Source organism: Agrococcus casei LMG 22410, from assembly GCF_900163565.1.
Taxonomy (GTDB): Bacteria; Actinomycetota; Actinomycetes; order Actinomycetales; family Microbacteriaceae; genus Agrococcus; species Agrococcus casei.
The window spans coordinates 1-16,505 of the sequence record NZ_FUHU01000026.1; the positions used below are offsets into that span (position 1 = coordinate 1).

Below are 16,505 nucleotides of genomic sequence, written 5' to 3' on the forward strand. Positions count from 1 at the left end.
GAGTCTCTGTCGTGCCTTCCTGGTAACGACTGTCTACAAGAAGTGTCACACCCCAGAGCTCCTGGAGTTGAACGGGTGGGTGGACTGGCTCCGCCACACCTACGGCCTGCCCGCGCAGGTGGTGCCCCCGATGTGGCACCGCCACCCCGAGCTCCTCTGGGAGCTCTCCGCCCTCCGCCAGCACTGGCTGTTCTGCTTCGACCCCCAGGCGAAAGGCAACCAGGCCCTCGCCTGGCATCACGATTTTTCCCAAGCGCGGGAGCGACTGCGGGATTGGGTCACCATCTCTGGCACCCGCCTCGACCGCGACCGCCCCACCCGCATCACCTCCTGGCCCGGCGGCGAAGCCGAAGACTGGACCGAACCCGACACCACCGAACGCCCCGTCGCAGGGCGCACGGACGACTTCCTCGCATTTGTCGCCGAACAGGTCGCCGCACGACGCGCAGAACAAGACGCAACGATCCATGACGTGATCTCCGAAGAACAGCAGGCCCGTGATGGCCGGTAGGCGTCGCCCGTATCAGCGGAAGACCGGGTACGTCCCGCAAGCGGAACGCTCTTACGGGATCCGGGTGGTGCACCGGGAGCGTCCGAACATGGCCGCGTTGACGGAGTTGTTCGTCCGGTTCACGCTCGCCGAAGCCCACGCCAGTCGCGATCTCCAGAACGAGCCTGTGATCGCGCGTCCGGAAGTGCTGAAACCCGTTCGCGGTGCCCCGGATCTCACTGCCGAAGGAAGGTAACATCACCACCCGCCCAGAACACGCATCGGCGGGGAGAAAACCGAGGACCCCCGCCATGCTGCATGCCACTGACACCATCGCACCTCCATCCACTCCGCCTGCGGAAACGATGCTTGCTCCCGCAGTGACCTATCTGCGGGTGTCGACGAAGGAGCAGGCCACCAAGGGCGGAAACGACGAAGGATTCTCGATCCCCGCCCAACGCGCCGCGAACCACGCCAAAGCCGACGCCCTCGGCGCGGGCATCGTGAAAGAGTTCGTCGACGCGGGCGAGTCGGCGAAGAAAGCCGACCGGCCCGCACTACGGGAGATGATCGCCTACGTCAAGGCGCACAAGGTCGCGTACTGCATCGTCCACAAGGTCGACCGGCTTGCCCGCAACCGTGCAGACGACGTCGAGATCCACCTCGCGCTCCGCGAAGCAGGCGTGCTGCTGGTGTCGGCGACGGAGAACATCGACGAGACCCCGTCGGGGATGCTGCTGCACGGGATCATGTCCTCGATCGCGGAGTTCTACTCGGTGAACCTCGCCAACGAGGTCATGAAGGGCCTCGTCCAAAAGGCCTCTACCGGCGGCACCCCCATGCGCGCCCCCATCGGCTACCGCAACACCCTCCACCGCGACGATCTCGGACGCGAAGTGCGAGGCATCACCCTCGACCCCGACAGGGCGCGCCTGGTCAAGTGGGCATTCACCGCGTACGCATCCGGGAACTACAGCCTCGCCCAGCTCCGCACCGAACTCACCAAGAAAGGTCTTCGCAGCGTCCCGACGCCCAAGCGTCCCGCACGCCCGCTCGGGCTATCGTCGGTGCACCGGATGCTGCAGAACCCCTATTACAAGGGCGACGTCGTCTACCGCGGCGTCCGCTACGACGGCGCGCACGAACGTCTCATCGAACCCGAGATCTGGTACCAGGTGCAGTCCGTGCTCCGCTCCCACGCTCAGTCCGGGGTCCGCACCCAGAAGCACGATCACTTCCTCAAAGGCACCCTGTACTGCGGGCGCTGCCGTCAGCGGATGACGATCATCCACGCGAAAAACCGGCACGGGAACATCTACCCGTACTTCATCTGTCTGGGCCGTAACAACAAGCGCACCACTTGCGACATGCCCTACGCACCCGTCGACAGGGTCGAGCAGCTCGTCGCCGACTACTACCAGCGCATCACTCTCACTCCAGCGATGACCGACGCCCTCCGGGGGATGCTCGCCCACGAGTTCGACCAGCTCACCGCAGGCACGAATCAGTCCATCCGCGAGCTAACCGAACGCCGCAAACAAAACCTCAACGAGCAGGACAAGCTCCTCGAAGCACACCTCGCCGACGCCCTGTCATTGGACCAACTGAAGAAGTTCCAGACCCGGCTGCGCGCCGAACTCGACGGCATCGAGGCGCAGATCGCTGAACACCACAACGACTACCAAGGAGCCCGCAACCTCATCGACGGAGCCCTCGACCTCGCCCGCGACTTCGCCCAGATCTACGAGCGCTGCGACGACCAGAACAAGCGCCTGGCGAACCAGACCTTCTTCACCCGCATCTACCTCAACGAGGGCGGCACCCTCACCGCCAACACCGCCGCACCCTTCACCATGATCCTCGACGAGAGCACGAAGCAGCAGGCCATCGCCTGGGCCGAAGCACGCACCACCACCAACGAAGAGAGCGATGCTGTAACCCAAGACCTGTCTCTTCAGGCCGGGGTTACAACATCGCTCATTGTGTGCGGAAGGCGGGACTTGAACCCGCACGCCGTGAGGCACAGGAACCTAAATCCTGCGTGTCTGCCAATTCCACCACTCCCGCGCAGTCTTCTACCTTACCGGGGTCTCCTGTGGATAACTTCGGCCCCGTCTGACGGCTTTGTGCTTGCCTGTTGGCCGTGCACGAGAATTCATCAGAGCATGCGGCCGAGGCTGTCGCCGACATCACAGCAGCGGTGCGCGATCGCGTTCGCCGAGAAGGCATCGACCTGGCCCACTCTGGCGATCGGGCTGAGCGGTACGTGCACGATGCGGTGCGCGACTACGCCGAGCGATCGCTCGGAGGCGGCATACCGGTGCTGCTCGACGAAGAGGCCGCCCGAGCCTCGGTGCTCGCAGCGCTGACCGGCTTCGGGCCTCTGCAGCCGTTTCTCGACGACCCCGAGGTCGAAGAGGTCTGGGTCAACGACGCCTCGCGAGTCTTCATCGCCAGGCGCGGCATGAACACCGAAGTGGCAGTCAGCATTTCGGAACGAGAGCTGAGTGACCTCGTCGAGCGGATGCTCGCCACGACCGGGCGGCGCGTCGACCTCTCGACGCCGTTCGTGGACGCATCGCTGCCCGACGGGTCGCGTCTGCACGTGGCAACGGGCGAAGTGGCGCGCGGCATGAGCATCAACATCCGCAAGTTCCTGAGGCGCATGGACTCGCTCGCCTCGATCGTAGACGCGGGCACCATGACTGAGCAGGCCGCACGATTTCTGCAGGCATCGGTCATCGCAGGCTGCAACGTGCTGGTGTGCGGAGCGACGCACACCGGCAAGACCACGCTGGTCAATGCGCTGATCGGCGTGATCCGCGACAGCGAGCGCATCGTGACGGTCGAGGAGACATTCGAGCTGCGTCCGCGAGCACGCGACATCGTGGCGATGCAGTGCCGCCAGCCGTCGCTCGAAGGCACGGGCGAGGTGACGCTGCGCAAGCTCGTGAAGGAGAGCCTGCGCATGCGCCCCGATCGCCTGATCGTCGGCGAGGTGCGTGAAGCCGAGGCGCTCGACCTGTTGATCGCGCTCAACTCGGGCATCTCGGGCATGTGCACCATTCACGCGAACTCGGCCCGCGAGGCGCTGCTCAAGCTCACGACCCTGCCGCTGCTGGCCGGGCGCAACATCGACATCGGATTCGTGGTGCCCACCATCGCCTCTGCCCTCGACATCGTCGTGCATCTCGACATCGACGCTCGCGGCAACCGCGGAGTCACCGAGATCACGGCGGTGACCGGTGCCGTCACGTCATCGGGAGGGCTCGAGACCACTCGCATTTTCGAGCGCATCGACGGGCAGCTGCAGGCGACCGGATCGATGCCCGTCAAGACCGAGCGCTACCGGCGGGCAGGCGTCGACATGGGCAGCTGGACGAGGGCAGCATAGTGACGCTCGGAATCCTGCTGGGAAGCGCGTTCGGCGCCGGCCTGCTGCTGTGCGCGTCGCCGTGGATGTGGCCCCGCACCGCCGAACGGCCTGCACGACCCCCTTCGAAAGCCGCTGCGCGCATCCGCGATCGCATGGCACAGGCGGGGCTGGGCCACGTGCCGCTGTTCGCTGTGGTGCTCGTGTCGCTCATCGCCGGCGCGATGGCCGCTGCGATCGCGACGCTGCTGACGGGCATCATCGCCCTCGCGCCGATCGCCTTCGCCGGCGGTGCCGCTCTGCCGGTGGTCGGGCTGCAGTGGCGGGCGCGGAACAAGCGCAGCCGAATGGCGACCGTCTGGCCCGAGGTCATCGACCACATCACTGCCGGGGTTCGCAGCGGTCTGGCGGTTCCTGAAGCGCTGGCCCAAGTTGCGACGGCAGGCCCCGATGCCGTTCGCGCAGAGTTCACGGCCTATGCAGCCGACTACCGCTCGACCGGTCGCTTCGAGCACAGCGTCGACCGGCTGAAGGCTGCTCTGGCCGATCCTGTCGCAGACCGGATCCTCGAGACGCTTCGCATGGCTCGTCAGGTCGGCGGCGGTGAAGTCGGAGCCGTGCTGCGGCAGCTCGGCAGCTATCTTCGGGTCGAGCATGCGATTCGCGGTGAGGTCATCGCGCGGCAGTCGTGGATCGTTTACGCCGCGCGTCTCGGGCTCGCAGCCCCGTGGCTGGTGCTGCTCGCGCTCTCGTTCCGACCCGAGGCGGCCCAGGCGTACAACACACCGGGAGGCATGGCTGTCATCCTCGGCGGCGCTGTCGTCACGCTGGTCGCCTATCGCGTCATGATCGCGATCGGCAGGATGCCTGAAGACGAGAGGTCATTCGCATGAGCGCGGCATGGGCGCTGCTGCTGGGGAGCACCTTGGGCCTCGGCCTCTGGATGATCGCTAGCGTGGCTCCGGTGATGCGCAGGCCGCTGCTGATGCACCGCGTCGCACCGTACGTGCAGGGAGTCTCGGAGGGCGCCCGCGATCTGCTTTCGAGGCGCTCGGTGAACCCGCTGCACGTGCTCTCCAGCACCGCGGGCCCCGTGTGGCAGCCGCTCAGCACGCTGTTCAGCAGGATCGCGGGCGGCAGCGAGCTGACTCTGCAGAGGCTCCGTCAGGCCAAGTCGTCGCTGACGCTGTCGCAGCTGCGCTCACAGCAGGCGATCACCGCCGCGGCCGGTGCGGGGGTCGGAGGAGCTGCCGGCATCGTCGTCGCTGCCACGGGCGGCCAGGTGCTGCTGCCGCTGGCTCTTGCACCGGTGTGCGCTGTGATCGCCGTCGCCGGCTCCGACTGGCTGCTGCAGCAGCGCGCCCAGCGCAGGCTCCGTCGCATCTCGAGCGAGCTGCCGACCGTGCTCGAGTTCATCTCGCTGTCACTGTCGGCGGGCGAATCACTGGGCGATTCGCTGCGCCGCGTGTCGGCCCGCGGTCGAGGCGAGTTCGCCGGAGAGCTGGCAGAAGCCATGCGCGAGCATGCCACCGGTGTGCCGCTCGCAGACGCGCTGACGCGGCTGGAACGCGAGCTCGCGCATCCGCCCGTCACCAGGCTGATCGAGCAGCTGCGGGGTGCAATCGAGCGCGGTGCGCCGCTTGCCGCAGTGCTGCAGGCCCAGTCGTCGGATGTGCGCGACGAGGCCAAGCGCGCGCTGCTGGAGAGCGCTGGTCGCAAGGAGATCACCATGCTCGTTCCGCTGGTGTTCGGCTTGCTGCCCGCAACGATCGCGTTCGCCCTGTGGCCGGGCATCTACGTTCTGCAATCCGGATTCTGAGACCGACAACCAACAAGGAGAGAACCATGAAGACCATCACACGACGATTCGCGAGCCAGCTGCGTGACGACCGAGGGGATGTTCCCGGATGGGTGCTGATCTGCCTCATGACGGCCGGCATCGTCATCGTGCTCTGGGGAGTCGCCGGCCCTGCCCTCACTGGTGTTTTCCAATCGGCTATTGATCGCGTGATGGGTGTCTGATGCTCCGTCGCCTGCGCTGTGACAGGGGGTCTGCGACCGTGGAGTTCACGCTCGTCGCCCTCCTGCTGGTGCTGCTGGTGGTCTCGATCGTGCAGATCTCGCTTGCCCTCTACGTGCGCAACGTCGTGGTGGATGCAGCGGGCGAGGGTGCGCGTCACGGGGCGCTGCTCGGAGGAGACCGGCAGAGCGCGATCGAGCGCACCGAGCAGATCATCACCGCAAGCGTGAGCGAACAGTACGCCCAGCAGATCACCTCCGAATACGCGACGGTCGACGGCATCGAGACGCTGGTCGTCTCGGTCGCGGCGCCGATTCCCGTGTTCGGGCTGGCAGGCATCGGGCAGGTCGAAGCAGAGGGCCACGGTGTTCTCGAGCTGCTGTGAGGCGGTGTTCGGGCGGATGCGCGACGACAGGGGGTCAGCCGCCATCGAGTTCGTGACGTTCGGGGTGCTGCTGACCGTGCCGATGCTCTACCTGGTGATCGCGCTCGCACAGCTGCAGGCCGGCTTCATGGCCGCCGAGGCGGCAGCGCGCAACGGCGCCAGGATGATCGCCGTCTACGGCGACCAGGCTGATGCGACCGCCGCGGCCGGAGCCGCCCTGGCCTTCTCGGACGCAGGCTTCGGCGACCTCGAGCACACCATGACGATCGCCTGCAGCGGAGACGACTGCTCTCAGCCCGAGGGAACCGTCGCCGTGTCGGTGACAGCGCACATCCCGCTGCCGCTCGTTCCCACGTTCGGCAACGCGGCCGGCGCCTCCGGCATACCCGTCTCAGCGACCGCAACCATGCCGATCTCGGCCTACGCAGAGGAGCCGTGAAGCAGATGACGAGACTCAGGCGAGTGCTGCGCGACGACGAGGGCAGCACGCTGCTGCTCACCATTGGCATGGCCATGCTGGCCCTCACGCTCATTCTGACGGTGACCGCCGCCACGAGCCTCGCGGTCGAGCGCAGGCAGCTGTTCACCGTGGGCGACGGCGCCGCGCTGGTGGCATCCGAGACCTTCGTCGTCGATGACCTTGTCGGCATCTCGGCACCCACACAGCAGCTGCAGCAGGAGGCCCTGATCGCGGCTGCCCGCGACTGGGTCGCGCAGCAGGACCCGAGCGGCGAGACGACGGTGGTCGACGCGTACAGCGCTGACGGGCACAGTGCCACGGTCGTCGTGGCGAAGCGGTGGCGGCCGGCATGGCTGGGGTGGCTGCTGCCCGAAGGGCTGGTGATTCAGGTGACGGTCACGGCCCGCACGATGTTCGGGCAATAGCCAGCCTGCGTTGCCGAGGGCTGTTAGCGTCAGAGCTTGTCTCTGCAGCCGGTCGCCATTGCGCGACGCGACCGCTCATGGCTCAGCTGGATATTCGTCTTCTACGCGCTGTTCGGACTGGCCTGCACACTGACCGCTGCCATGGGCGGCCTACATCTGCTGGCGCTGTTTCCCGAGAAATCCGGCGTGACTGGGCCCATCGCAATCGCCTGCGCATCGACTGCAGTCGTGGCCGGTGCCGTGCTCCTCATGGCCCCCGGAGCGATCCTCGACACAGGGTCCGTTCGCTCGTCGTGGTCGGTGATCCGGCGCATGACCCTTGCGATGATGTTCCTGACGCTGCTGCTGGGCACACTGTTCGGCGCGATTGCGATCGCGGTTGATCCTGCAGTGCTCGAGTGGCAGCAGTGGCTCATCACGCTGTCTGCAGCCGCCGTCTTCGCGATCGGCTACGCGGTGACCGTGCGCAGCATCAAGCGCTTGCACACGGTGGGCGCTGCCCGCGCGGGCCGAGGCGCCGCCTCCGCCGAGGTGGTCGCGCCCGCGGCGTTCCCGCAGGCCCAGATCATCCGAACGTCGAAGGGCGGAGTGATCTTCCTTCTCGTGGTGGTGCAGTACGCAGACGAGCAGGGGCGGGCGCGATTCGCCAAGGTGATCGTCGACGGATGGGTGAAGCGACTCGAGCCCGGACGTGCGTGGGTCGTGTTCGAACGGGGCCAGGCTCACAGGCCGAGACGGCTTGTCCTCCACCCGGATTCGCACCTCACCGACGTGGCCTTGAAGAAGCGTCAGGGAGGGGCGACAGCGAGCGCGGATCGGTAAGCTTTGCTGTCATGACAACCGGATACTCCCACATTGTGATCGGCGCCGGCGGCATCGGCTCAGCCGCCGCCTACTGGCTCTCTCGGGCGGGCGCCGAGCGCGTGCTCGTGCTCGAGCAGTACGGGCTCCTTCCGACTCAGGGATCGAGCGGAGACCACTCTCGGATCATCCGGCACTCGTACCACTCGACGAAGTACACGCGCCTGACGCCGGCGATGTTCGACACGTGGGCAGAGGTCGAAGACCACTCCGGATTCCAGATCTACACGAAGACGGGCGGGATCGACCTCGCTCGAACGGGAACCCCTGGTCACAGCACGCTGGGGGAGTACCGCGGTGCACTCGGAGCAGTCGGCATCCCATATGAAGACCTCAGTGTCGACGACGTTCGCTCTCGCTGGCCCCAATGGCGCGTTGAAGACGACACCGTCGGCATGTGGCAGGAAGACACTGGCATCCTCGACATCCGCAAGTCCGTCAGCGCCCACACTTCCATGGCTCTTGCGGCCGGCGTCGAGTTCAGACCGCACACCAAGGTCACCGACATCGAGCTGCGCGACGGCAGCGTGAAGGTGCACGCCGGGTCAGAGGCGTTCGAAGGCGAGCAGCTGATCGTGTCGACTGGCTCGTGGCTGGGCGACCTCATGGGGTCGCTCGGATTCTCGTTCCCGCTGACGCTCTCGCAGGAGCAGGTGTCGTACTTTGCCACCCCGAAGCTGCGCGACTTCACGCCTGACCGCCACCCGGTCTGGATCTACCACGGCGATCAGCACTACTACGGGTTCCCTGTCTACGGCGAGGCTGCGACCAAGATCGCACGCGACATGCGCGGACACTTCATCGAGAGCGACGAGCGCCGCTTCGAAGGCGACGACATCGAAGGCGAGATCCTGACGGAGTTCCTGCGCAGTCACCTGCCTGACGCGGTCGGGCCTGCGCTGCTGCACCGCACATGCGTCTACGACATGCCTGCGGATCGCGACTTCGTCGTCGACGCTCTGCCCGGGCATCCGAATGTCACTGTCTTCAACGGTGCCGGCCACGCCGGAAAGTTCGCATCGCTCATGGGCCGCATCCTTGCCGACCTGGCGACTTCGGGCGAGACCCGGCATGACATCAGCGCGTTCTCGCTCGACCGGCCCGCGATCACCGATCCGGACTTCGCTCCCGCATTCATTCTGCGCTGATGACCGCCGTCAGCTGAGCTTTCGAGGCACCGTCTTCACGAGCACCGCTGCGCCGAGTGCGCAGACGACCACGACGCCTCCTGCGGCAGCCGAGATCGTTGCGAGCTGAATAGCACCGGCGATCGCGATCGGAGCCAGGGCCGAGCCGGAAGTCGTCGCCATTCGCCAGGCGCCGAGGAACGGCGCTGGGTTGTGCTGTGGCGCGAGATCAGACCCCAGGGTCATGAGGATGCCCGAGCCGACGCCGTTCGAGAGTGCGAGCACCCCTGCCGCGATGATCCATGCCAGGACAGCTCCCGGTATGTCATGCGTGAAGGCGAGCACAGCGAACCCTGTGCCGAGCCCGATGATGCTGGGCACGACGGCCCACATGCGTCCGAATCGATCCATGACCCAGCCCGACAGGAAGAAGAGTGCGAAGTCGACGAGCCCGGCCAGCCCGACGACGAGACCCGTGGTTGCATCGCTGACGCCGATCGAGACGGCCCACAGGGGGATGAGCACCGTTCTGGCATTGCGAGCGAACGCCATCATCGATGCGCCGACGCCCACGGTCATGAGCGTTCGCCCGTGCGCCCGGAACGTCGTCCACATGCCTGACGACTCCTGCAGGGCGTCGCGCTGACCTTGCCGAGACGGGTCCGACGTGAACGTCGTGGTCGGGTCAGGGAGGAAGAACAGGATGATCACAGCGACGAGAGCGCCGACTCCGAACACCAGCAGGGTCACCGATGTGTCGAAGCCAGCCGAGATGAGGGCTGCCGAGATCAGCGGGCCGACGGCGACGCCGAGGCGAAACGCCCCGCCGAGGGTCGCCAGCGACCGAGCTCGGTATCTCGCGGGCACGAACGTCGTCATGAATGCGTGTCGCGCGAGCGAAAACACGGCGGTGCCGAGTCCCGTCACGAGGATGCAGAGGGCCAGCTGCCACCACTCGGTGCAGAAGTACGCTGCAGCGAGGGCGGCCAGCACGAAGAGGCCTGCGTAGATCATCATGGCGCGCTCGCCGAATCGTGCCACCAGCGCACCGCCCGGAACATTGCCGACCAGCTCGCCGATCGTGCTCATCGCAGCCACGAGACCCGCGATCGCCAGTGAGGCGCCCAAGTCTCGCGAGAGCAGCGGAATGTAGGGGAGGAGCGCACCCTGGCCGATGGCGAACGCGACCGTCGGAGCGAATACTGCAATGGCGACGGAGCGGAAGGGGAATCTCTCGTCCGGCGCACTGCTCACAGAGAGCAAGCCTACGCCGAGGGTGCGTCCTCACCCGAGTAGGCTGGAGGGATCATGAGCGAAATCGACATCAGCCAGGAGCTGCAGGCGCTGCGCACGACATTCGGCGACATCCGCACCGTCATCGACACCGACTCGCTGGAGGCCGATATCGAGCGGCTCAATGAACAGGCTGTCGCACCCGATCTCTGGGACGACCCCGAAGCAGCGCAGAAGGTCACGAGTGCGCTCAGTCACAAGCAGTCCCGCCTCAAACGCGTGCTGTCGACGCAGGAGCGGCTCGACGACATCGAAGTCCTCGCCGGCCTCGCCAACGAGGAAGACGACGAAGAGGTCAAGGCTGAGGTCCGAAAGGAGCTCGCTGCACTCAAGAAGAGCATTGGCGACATGGAGGTGCAGACGCTCCTCGACGGCGAGTTCGACGAGCTGCCCGCGGTCGTGACCATCCGCGCCGGTGCCGGCGGCGTCGACGCGAGCGACTTCGCAGAGATGCTGATGCGCATGTACCTGCGCTACGCCGAGCATCACGGCATGGCTGCGAGCGTGCACGACACGTCGTACGCAGAAGAGGCCGGCATCAAGTCAGCGTCGTTCGAGATCGACGCGCCGTATGCATTCGGCACGCTGTCGGTCGAAGCCGGCACGCACAGGCTTGTGCGCATGAGCCCGTTCGGCGCGGCCGGAAAGCGCCAGACGTCGTTCGCGGCAGTCGAAGTGGTGCCGCTGTTCGAGCAGGTCGACGAGATCGAAGTGCCCGAGAACGACATGCGCGTCGATGTGTTCCGCTCATCGGGGCCCGGCGGCCAGAGCGTCAACACCACCGACTCCGCGGTGCGCATCACCCACATCCCGACCGGCATCGTCGTCTCGATGCAGAACGAGAAGAGCCAGATCCAGAACCGCGCAGCTGCGCTGCGCGTGCTGCAGAGCCGTCTGATGCTGCGCAAGCGCGAAGAGGAGGCCGCGAGGAAGAAGGAGCTCGCCGGCAACATCTCCGCAAGCTGGGGAGATCAGATGCGCTCGTATGTGCTCGCGCCGTACCAGATGGTCAAAGACCTTCGCACGAACCACGAGGTGAACAACCCGCAGGCGGTCTTCGACGGCGACCTCGAGGGCTTCATCGCAGCCGGAATCCGGTGGCGCAAGCAGGAGCAGGCGGCCAGCGAAGCTGCGGAGTGATCGCACGCGCCGGTCAATCCGACGGATCGCGGAGCGCCTGAGCACAACCCATAGGCGCGGTGCGTACGCTTTCCGACGTGATTCTCTTCGATAACGTCACGAAAACGTACTCGCGCAAAGCGCGACCAGCCCTCGGCGGCGTCTCCATGGAGATCCTGAAGGGCGAATTCGTGTTCCTCGTCGGTGCCTCGGGCTCCGGCAAGAGCACCATGATCCGGCTCATGATGCGCGAGGAGCAGCCCAACTCGGGCGACATCCACGTGCTCGGCCAGCGGCTCGCCGCGATCTCGAACAGCAAAGTGCCGTTCTTCCGTCGCAACCTCGGGGTCGTCTTCCAGGACTTCAGGCTGCTTCGCAACAAGACCGTCTACGAGAACGTCGCGTTCACGCTGCAGGTCATCGGCAAGAGCCGCGGCTTCATCTCTGAGGCCGTGCCCGACGTGCTGAAGATCGTCGGGCTCGCCGGCAAGTCCTCGCGCTTTCCGCATGAGCTCTCGGGCGGTGAGCAGCAGCGCGTGGCTATTGCCCGCGCGGTGGTGAACAAGCCGCCGATCCTGCTGGCAGACGAGCCCACCGGAAACCTCGACCCCGCCACCAGCGCGGGAATCATGGCGCTGCTCGCGCGAATCAACGAGGGCGGAACGACCGTCGTCATGGCGACGCACGAGGCCTCGATCGTCGACGCGATGCAGCGCCGAGTGATCGAAGTCGACTCGGGCAAGATCGTCCGCGACCAGAAGACGGGCGCGTACGGCAGCAAGCTCTCGACCACGCCCTCCGGCAAGCAGGTCACCGTGAATGAGAATGAGCCGATGCTCGAATCCGAAGATGCTGAGGAGGCTGGCGCATGAGGGCTGCACTCGTACTGCAGGAGGTCTGGACCGGCCTCAGGCGAAACATGTCGATGGTCGTCTCCGTCATCCTGGTCACGTTCATCTCGCTGACGTTCGTCGGCGCGGCCATGCTGCTGCAGGGCCAGATCAACCAGATGAAGGGCTTCTGGTACGACAGGGCTCAGGTCGCGGTCTACTTCTGCAACGAAGGCGACGTCGGTCCGAACTGCACCGGCGAAGCGACCCAGGAGCAGATCGACGAAGTCACTGCGACGTTGGAGACGGATGCGATCGCACCGTTCGTGCAGACCGTCGAGTTCGAGGATCGCGCCCAGGCATTCGAGAACTTCAAGGATCAGTTCGAGGGCACGCAGGCTGCCGAGTTCGCGACTGAGGAGTCGATGAGCCAGGCGCTGCGCGTGCAGCCGCAGTCCCCGCAGGATGCCTCGATCGTGGCAGAGGCGACGTCCTCGCTGCCAGGGGTGCTCGAGGTGCAAGACCAGCGAAGGCTGCTCGAGCCGATCTTCCAGGCGCTGAACACAGCAAGCCTCGTCGCGGTGAGCGTCGCCGTGATCATGCTGGTCGCCGCCGTCCTGCTGATCTCCACGACCATCCGTCTCTCTGCCTTCTCGCGTCAGCGAGAGCTCGGCATCATGCGTCTTGTCGGTGCATCGAACCGCTTCATCCAGACGCCCTTCATCCTCGAGGGCGTGATATCTGCGCTGATCGGATCCGTGCTGGCCAGCGGTGCCGTGCTGGCGCTGGTGCAATGGGGAGTGCAGGGGTATCTCGCCCCGCTACTGCCCACGTATCCGCTCGTCGGCATCGACGCGACGCTGCTGGTGATACCCGTGCTGCTGGCGATCGGTGTGCTGCTCTCGGGAGTCGCGGCCGCTGTCGCCATCCGCCGCTATCTTCGCGTATGACATCCGTGTAGACTGGCAGGCTGTCGTCGCATGCCCGCGATGACGAAGGAGAGGGAGCCAGCGTGCCACGCGAACAGGGGCGAAAGCTCATTGCGCAGAACAAGAAGGCCAGACACGACTACTCGATTGAGGATCGTCTCGAGGCCGGCATCGTGCTGACCGGAACCGAGGTCAAGAGCCTCCGGGCCGGCCGAGCATCGCTGGTCGACGGCTACGCCTTCATCGAGCACGGCGAAGCCTGGCTCGACGCAGTGAACATCCCCTCATACGCTCAGGGCACCTGGACGAATCACCCTCCGCGCCGCAAGCGGAAGCTGCTGCTGCATCGCCACGAGATCGACAAGCTGGCAGGTCGCGTCGCACAGGGCGGTTACACGCTCGTGCCGCTCAGCCTCTACTTCTCAGACGGACGCGCCAAGGTCGAGCTCGCGGTCGCCAAGGGCAAGCGCGAGTACGACAAGCGCCATGCGCTGCGTGAGCGTCAGGACAAGCGCGAAGCCGATCGCGCGATGCGCCTTCGCAACCGCATGGGCGACTAGCGCCCCGCGCCGCACTCGCTAGGCGAGCACGGCGTCGCGGGCTTCGACGATCTCGCCGGTGAGCTGGTTCCACTCGTCGGCGAGCGTGTAGAGCGGGTTCTCTGTCGAGCTGGACGACGGGCTGTTCTTGTCGTTCCAGTCGTTGAAGTCGTCGATGGCGTTGTTCATCGAGTACTGCGACTGCTCGTGCTTCTCAAGGTCCTGCTTCGGAGAGACGAGCAGCGCGTCTGCGATCTTCTGCTCCCGCTTCGCCCGCTCGGTGTAGTACTCGGCCCACACGTCGCAGTCAGCCTGCACGTCTTCGGACGGGCAATTGTTCGACCAGAAGTCTGCCGATGCGTTCGCGTGGTCGACCCAGGCCGCAACCCATGCCTCGTGGTTCTTCTGCCGGCTCTCAGACGTGTCTGACTTCCAGCAGCCTGAGCTCGAGGTGCAGGTGATCGTCCATGTTCCGTCGTCGACCTGGACTTCGTACTCGTCGCCGTTCTTCAGCTGGCTGCGGCGCTCGCCCACCGCGGCGAGTGCGACAGAGTGCTCATCGAGAATGGAGGCGTACTCGGCCTGCATCGCGCAGAGGGTCTTGAGACGGTCGACGTTAGAGTCGAGCGTGCTCAGCAGGCTGCCGCTTGCTGCGAATCGGTCGGACTTCGAGTTGTAGTCTGCGACGGCCGCGTCGTACTCGGGGTTGCCTTCTGCGCCTTCGACGCTCGGCTGCTCCGGCGCTGCGCCGTCACCGAGGTCGGAGCGGAGCTGCGTCAGCGCATCAAGCTGCGAGCACTGCTCCATGGGCGCCTGGTAGTCGCTGCCGTTCGGGTTCTCGGCACGGCTGCCAGATGCGACGCTGTCAGGATTGATGCCGTCGAAAGCGGATTCGATGCCGACCAGCTTGTCTTCTGTGAATGTCGACTCCCAGGCGGCCGTCTGATCGTTGTAGGTCTGCACTGCCTCGTCGATGGAGTTCTGCTTCATCCAGGCGGGCACGGCGATGGCCGCGATGATGCCGAGGATCAGAACGAGGGCTACCGGAATCGAGATGCCGAGAATGAGTCCGAGGCGCTTCTTCTTGGGCTTCTCGCCCGGCTGCTGCGCACCGCCGGGCTGGCCGTAGCCTGCCTGACCCGGCTGAGGCTGACCTGGCTGAGGCTGCCCCGGAATGGCGCCGTGCGGATACGGTGTCGGCTGCGAGGGATGCTGCCCTGTGGGCTGGCCCTGCTGGTAGGGGCCAGGCTGCTGACCGTACTGCGGCTGCTGCTGACCGTACGGGTTCTGCTGGCTGCCCTGGGGATTGGGCTGACCCTGCTGATTCGGATTCCATTGCTGGCCGGGAGGGGGAGCGCTGGGTGGCTGGTCTCCGGGAAAGTTGTCGCTCATGGCAGATGTCGTCCTCACGGTGCAGGAGGTGGAGAAGGGTTTCGTCTACTGTAGAAGACTCATCTGAACATCAGCTACATGCATGGGCCACAATGGAATAGGCGGCCGCACTTCGCGAGGCTGGCGCACGGTGAGTGACAAGGAGCTGGGATGCGCATTGGAATACTGACCTCGGGCGGCGACTGCCCGGGCCTCAACGCGGTGATCAGGGCCGCTGTGCTCACTGGAATCAAGGAATACGACTTCGAGTTCGTCGGCCTGCGTGACGGATGGCGTGGCCTCGTCCAGGGCGATGTCCGCACGCTGAACCGCTCGGCAGTGCGAGGAATATCGCGCGTCGGCGGCACGATTCTCGGAACAAGCCGAACGAATCCGTACGATGCCGAAGGCGGTGGCGCTGACAATATCGCCGCAACCATGAAGCGACTGGGCATCGACGGCATCATCGCAATCGGGGGAGAGGGCACGCTCGCTGGCGCCAAGAGGCTCGCTGACGACGGCATCCCCGTGCTCGGAGTTCCGAAGACGATCGACAACGATCTCGCGGCCACCGACTACACCTTCGGGTTCGACACGGCCGTCGAGATCGCCACAGAGGCCGGCGACAGGCTGCGAACGACCGGCGACAGCCACATGCGCTGCATGGTGCTCGAGGTCATGGGGCGTCATGTCGGCTGGATCGCCCTGCACTCGGGCATCTCAGTCGGCGCGCACGCGATCCTCATTCCCGAGCATCCGATGACCATTGAAGAGATCTCCGAGTACGTGCGCAGCGTCTACGACCGAGGACGCGCGCCTCTGGTCGTCGTCTCCGAGGGCTTCAAGCTTGCAGGCATGGACGAGGAGTACTCGCGCAAGGGCGTCGACGCCTCGAACCGGCCCAGACTCGGCGGCATCTCAGAGATGCTCGCTCCCATGATCGAGGAGGCGACCGGCATCGAGTCGCGCTCCACGGTGCTCGGCCACATCCAGCGAGGCGGAGCGCCGACCGGATCCGACCGCGTGCTGGCAACTCGATTCGGCATCGCAGCGGTGCGCGCCGCGGCAGACGGCGAATGGGGCTCCATGGTCGCGCTGCGCGGAACCGAGATCGAGCGGGTCTCGTTCGCAGAAGCGCTCGGAGAGCTGAAGACGGTGCCGCAGAGTCGGTACGAGGAGATCAAGCACCTGTTCGGATGAGCTGGTGCGTGGTATAGTCGAAGGCTGGCTCGAAAGGGTCAGTTGCACATCTGACAAGTCAACAGCGCGCGACGCTTCCGCAC

18 protein-coding genes, 1 tRNA gene and 1 pseudogene are annotated in these 16,505 nt (G+C 65.7%); 16 read left to right on the plus strand and 4 right to left on the minus strand.

All coding sequences use genetic code 11. The annotated features are described in order from the left end of the window. Positions 1–19: 19 nt before the first annotated feature. Positions 20–511 carry a hypothetical protein gene (locus tag CZ674_RS04960; protein WP_456151134.1) on the plus strand — a complete coding sequence of 164 codons (492 nt, stop codon included), beginning with the start codon at positions 20–22 and terminating at the stop codon, positions 509–511. A 344-nt stretch (positions 512–855) separates the two neighbouring features. After that, positions 856–1,848 (plus strand): annotated as a pseudogene (locus CZ674_RS04970) (recombinase family protein); the annotation flags it as partial. 234 nt (positions 1,849–2,082) lie between these two features. Here the strand turns inward: CZ674_RS04970 and CZ674_RS14370 are convergent. Next, complete coding sequence (locus CZ674_RS14370) at positions 2,083–2,433, minus strand: hypothetical protein (protein WP_234988436.1); 351 nt, start codon at positions 2,431–2,433, stop codon at positions 2,083–2,085. 42 nt (positions 2,434–2,475) lie between these two features. Continuing rightward, positions 2,476–2,557: transfer RNA gene (locus CZ674_RS04975), tRNA-Leu, on the minus strand. A 76-nt stretch (positions 2,558–2,633) separates the two neighbouring features. On the opposite strand from CZ674_RS04975, the gene CZ674_RS04980 reads away from it, so the two are divergent. Genes CZ674_RS04980 through solA form a run of 9 tightly spaced genes read left to right on the plus strand, consistent with a single transcriptional unit; the run spans position 2,634 to position 9,162 of the window. Next, entirely contained in the window at positions 2,634–3,884 is a 1,251-nt protein-coding gene (locus CZ674_RS04980) for a CpaF family protein (RefSeq protein WP_234988437.1), read from the plus strand. Next, positions 3,884–4,756, plus strand: coding sequence for a type II secretion system F family protein (locus CZ674_RS04985; RefSeq protein ID WP_234988438.1), 873 nt, complete (start codon positions 3,884–3,886; stop codon positions 4,754–4,756). The genes CZ674_RS04980 and CZ674_RS04985 overlap by 1 nt, the downstream gene beginning before the upstream one ends. Next, a complete protein-coding gene (locus tag CZ674_RS04990) occupies positions 4,753–5,682 on the plus strand; it encodes a type II secretion system F family protein (RefSeq protein WP_086991434.1) in 930 nt (309 codons plus the stop codon). The genes CZ674_RS04985 and CZ674_RS04990 overlap by 4 nt, the downstream gene beginning before the upstream one ends. Before the next feature lie 26 nt (positions 5,683–5,708). After that, the gene (locus CZ674_RS14250) at positions 5,709–5,885 is read left to right on the plus strand and encodes a hypothetical protein (protein ID WP_200810043.1); all 177 of its coding nucleotides are present in this window, start codon (positions 5,709–5,711) and stop codon (positions 5,883–5,885) included. Then, positions 5,885–6,268, plus strand: a complete 384-nt coding sequence (locus CZ674_RS04995) for a TadE/TadG family type IV pilus assembly protein (RefSeq protein ID WP_086991435.1) — start codon at positions 5,885–5,887, stop codon at positions 6,266–6,268. Before CZ674_RS14250 ends, CZ674_RS04995 begins: the two co-directional genes overlap by 1 nt. Positions 6,269–6,284: 16 nt before the next feature. After that, complete coding sequence (locus tag CZ674_RS05000) at positions 6,285–6,707, plus strand: hypothetical protein (RefSeq protein ID WP_086991436.1); 423 nt, start codon at positions 6,285–6,287, stop codon at positions 6,705–6,707. A gap of 5 nt (positions 6,708–6,712) precedes the next feature. After that, positions 6,713–7,153 (plus strand): hypothetical protein, encoded by a 441-nt coding sequence (locus CZ674_RS05005; protein ID WP_143244650.1) that lies wholly within the window; start codon positions 6,713–6,715, stop codon positions 7,151–7,153. Positions 7,154–7,189: 36 nt separating this feature from the next. Continuing rightward, a complete protein-coding gene (locus CZ674_RS14145; RefSeq protein ID WP_159456906.1) occupies positions 7,190–7,975 on the plus strand; it encodes a hypothetical protein in 786 nt (261 codons plus the stop codon). An 11-nt stretch (positions 7,976–7,986) separates the two neighbouring features. Beyond that, positions 7,987–9,162: an N-methyl-L-tryptophan oxidase gene (gene solA, locus CZ674_RS05010; RefSeq protein WP_159456907.1), complete on the plus strand. Its 1,176-nt coding sequence runs from the start codon at positions 7,987–7,989 to the stop codon at positions 9,160–9,162. Positions 9,163–9,171: 9 nt separating this feature from the next. Here the strand turns inward: solA and CZ674_RS05015 are convergent, their stop codons facing one another. Continuing rightward, the gene (locus CZ674_RS05015; RefSeq protein WP_159456908.1) at positions 9,172–10,395 is read right to left on the minus strand and encodes an MFS transporter; all 1,224 of its coding nucleotides are present in this window, start codon (positions 10,393–10,395) and stop codon (positions 9,172–9,174) included. A gap of 54 nt (positions 10,396–10,449) precedes the next feature. Between CZ674_RS05015 and prfB the strand changes: the two genes are divergently transcribed. The 4 genes from prfB to smpB all read left to right on the plus strand — a co-directional run bounded on the left by prfB (position 10,450) and on the right by smpB (position 13,872). Continuing rightward, the gene (prfB, locus tag CZ674_RS05020; RefSeq protein ID WP_086991440.1) at positions 10,450–11,574 is read left to right on the plus strand and encodes a peptide chain release factor 2; all 1,125 of its coding nucleotides are present in this window, start codon (positions 10,450–10,452) and stop codon (positions 11,572–11,574) included. 77 nt (positions 11,575–11,651) lie between these two features. Next, complete coding sequence (gene ftsE, locus CZ674_RS05025; RefSeq protein WP_086991441.1) at positions 11,652–12,425, plus strand: cell division ATP-binding protein FtsE; 774 nt, start codon at positions 11,652–11,654, stop codon at positions 12,423–12,425. Continuing rightward, the gene (gene ftsX, locus CZ674_RS05030; protein WP_086991442.1) at positions 12,422–13,333 is read left to right on the plus strand and encodes a permease-like cell division protein FtsX; all 912 of its coding nucleotides are present in this window, start codon (positions 12,422–12,424) and stop codon (positions 13,331–13,333) included. The genes ftsE and ftsX overlap by 4 nt, the downstream gene beginning before the upstream one ends. 62 nt (positions 13,334–13,395) lie before the next feature. Next, on the plus strand, positions 13,396–13,872 hold the full coding sequence (gene smpB / locus CZ674_RS05035; RefSeq protein WP_086991443.1) for an SsrA-binding protein SmpB: 477 nt from the start codon (positions 13,396–13,398) through the stop codon (positions 13,870–13,872). A gap of 18 nt (positions 13,873–13,890) precedes the next feature. On the opposite strand, the gene CZ674_RS13985 is transcribed toward smpB, so the two are convergent. Beyond that, positions 13,891–15,243 carry a hypothetical protein gene (locus CZ674_RS13985; RefSeq protein ID WP_143244651.1) on the minus strand — a complete coding sequence of 451 codons (1,353 nt, stop codon included), beginning with the start codon at positions 15,241–15,243 and terminating at the stop codon, positions 13,891–13,893. Between the two features lie 150 nt (positions 15,244–15,393). Here CZ674_RS13985 and CZ674_RS05045 point away from each other — a divergent pair, with 150 nt between their 5' ends. Beyond that, a complete protein-coding gene (locus CZ674_RS05045; RefSeq protein WP_086991444.1) occupies positions 15,394–16,422 on the plus strand; it encodes an ATP-dependent 6-phosphofructokinase in 1,029 nt (342 codons plus the stop codon). The last annotated feature ends 83 nt before the right edge of the window (positions 16,423–16,505 follow it).

Bases quoted from the DNA above. Each gene is read 5' to 3' on its own strand.
- CZ674_RS04990 (WP_086991434.1), top strand. From the start codon at position 4,753: ATGAGCGCGGCATGGGCGCTGCTGCTGGGGAGCACCTTGGGCCTCGGC.
- CZ674_RS14250 (WP_200810043.1), top strand. From the start codon at position 5,709: ATGAAGACCATCACACGACGATTCGCGAGCCAGCTGCGTGACGACCGA.
- CZ674_RS04995 (WP_086991435.1), top strand. From the start codon at position 5,885: ATGCTCCGTCGCCTGCGCTGTGACAGGGGGTCTGCGACCGTGGAGTTC.
- CZ674_RS05000 (WP_086991436.1), top strand. From the start codon at position 6,285: ATGCGCGACGACAGGGGGTCAGCCGCCATCGAGTTCGTGACGTTCGGG.
- CZ674_RS05005 (WP_143244650.1), top strand. From the start codon at position 6,713: ATGACGAGACTCAGGCGAGTGCTGCGCGACGACGAGGGCAGCACGCTG.
- solA (WP_159456907.1), top strand. From the start codon at position 7,987: ATGACAACCGGATACTCCCACATTGTGATCGGCGCCGGCGGCATCGGC.
- prfB (WP_086991440.1), top strand. From the start codon at position 10,450: ATGAGCGAAATCGACATCAGCCAGGAGCTGCAGGCGCTGCGCACGACA.
- ftsX (WP_086991442.1), top strand. From the start codon at position 12,422: ATGAGGGCTGCACTCGTACTGCAGGAGGTCTGGACCGGCCTCAGGCGA.
- CZ674_RS13985 (WP_143244651.1), bottom strand. From the start codon at position 15,243: ATGAGCGACAACTTTCCCGGAGACCAGCCACCCAGCGCTCCCCCTCCC.
- CZ674_RS05045 (WP_086991444.1), top strand. From the start codon at position 15,394: ATGCGCATTGGAATACTGACCTCGGGCGGCGACTGCCCGGGCCTCAAC.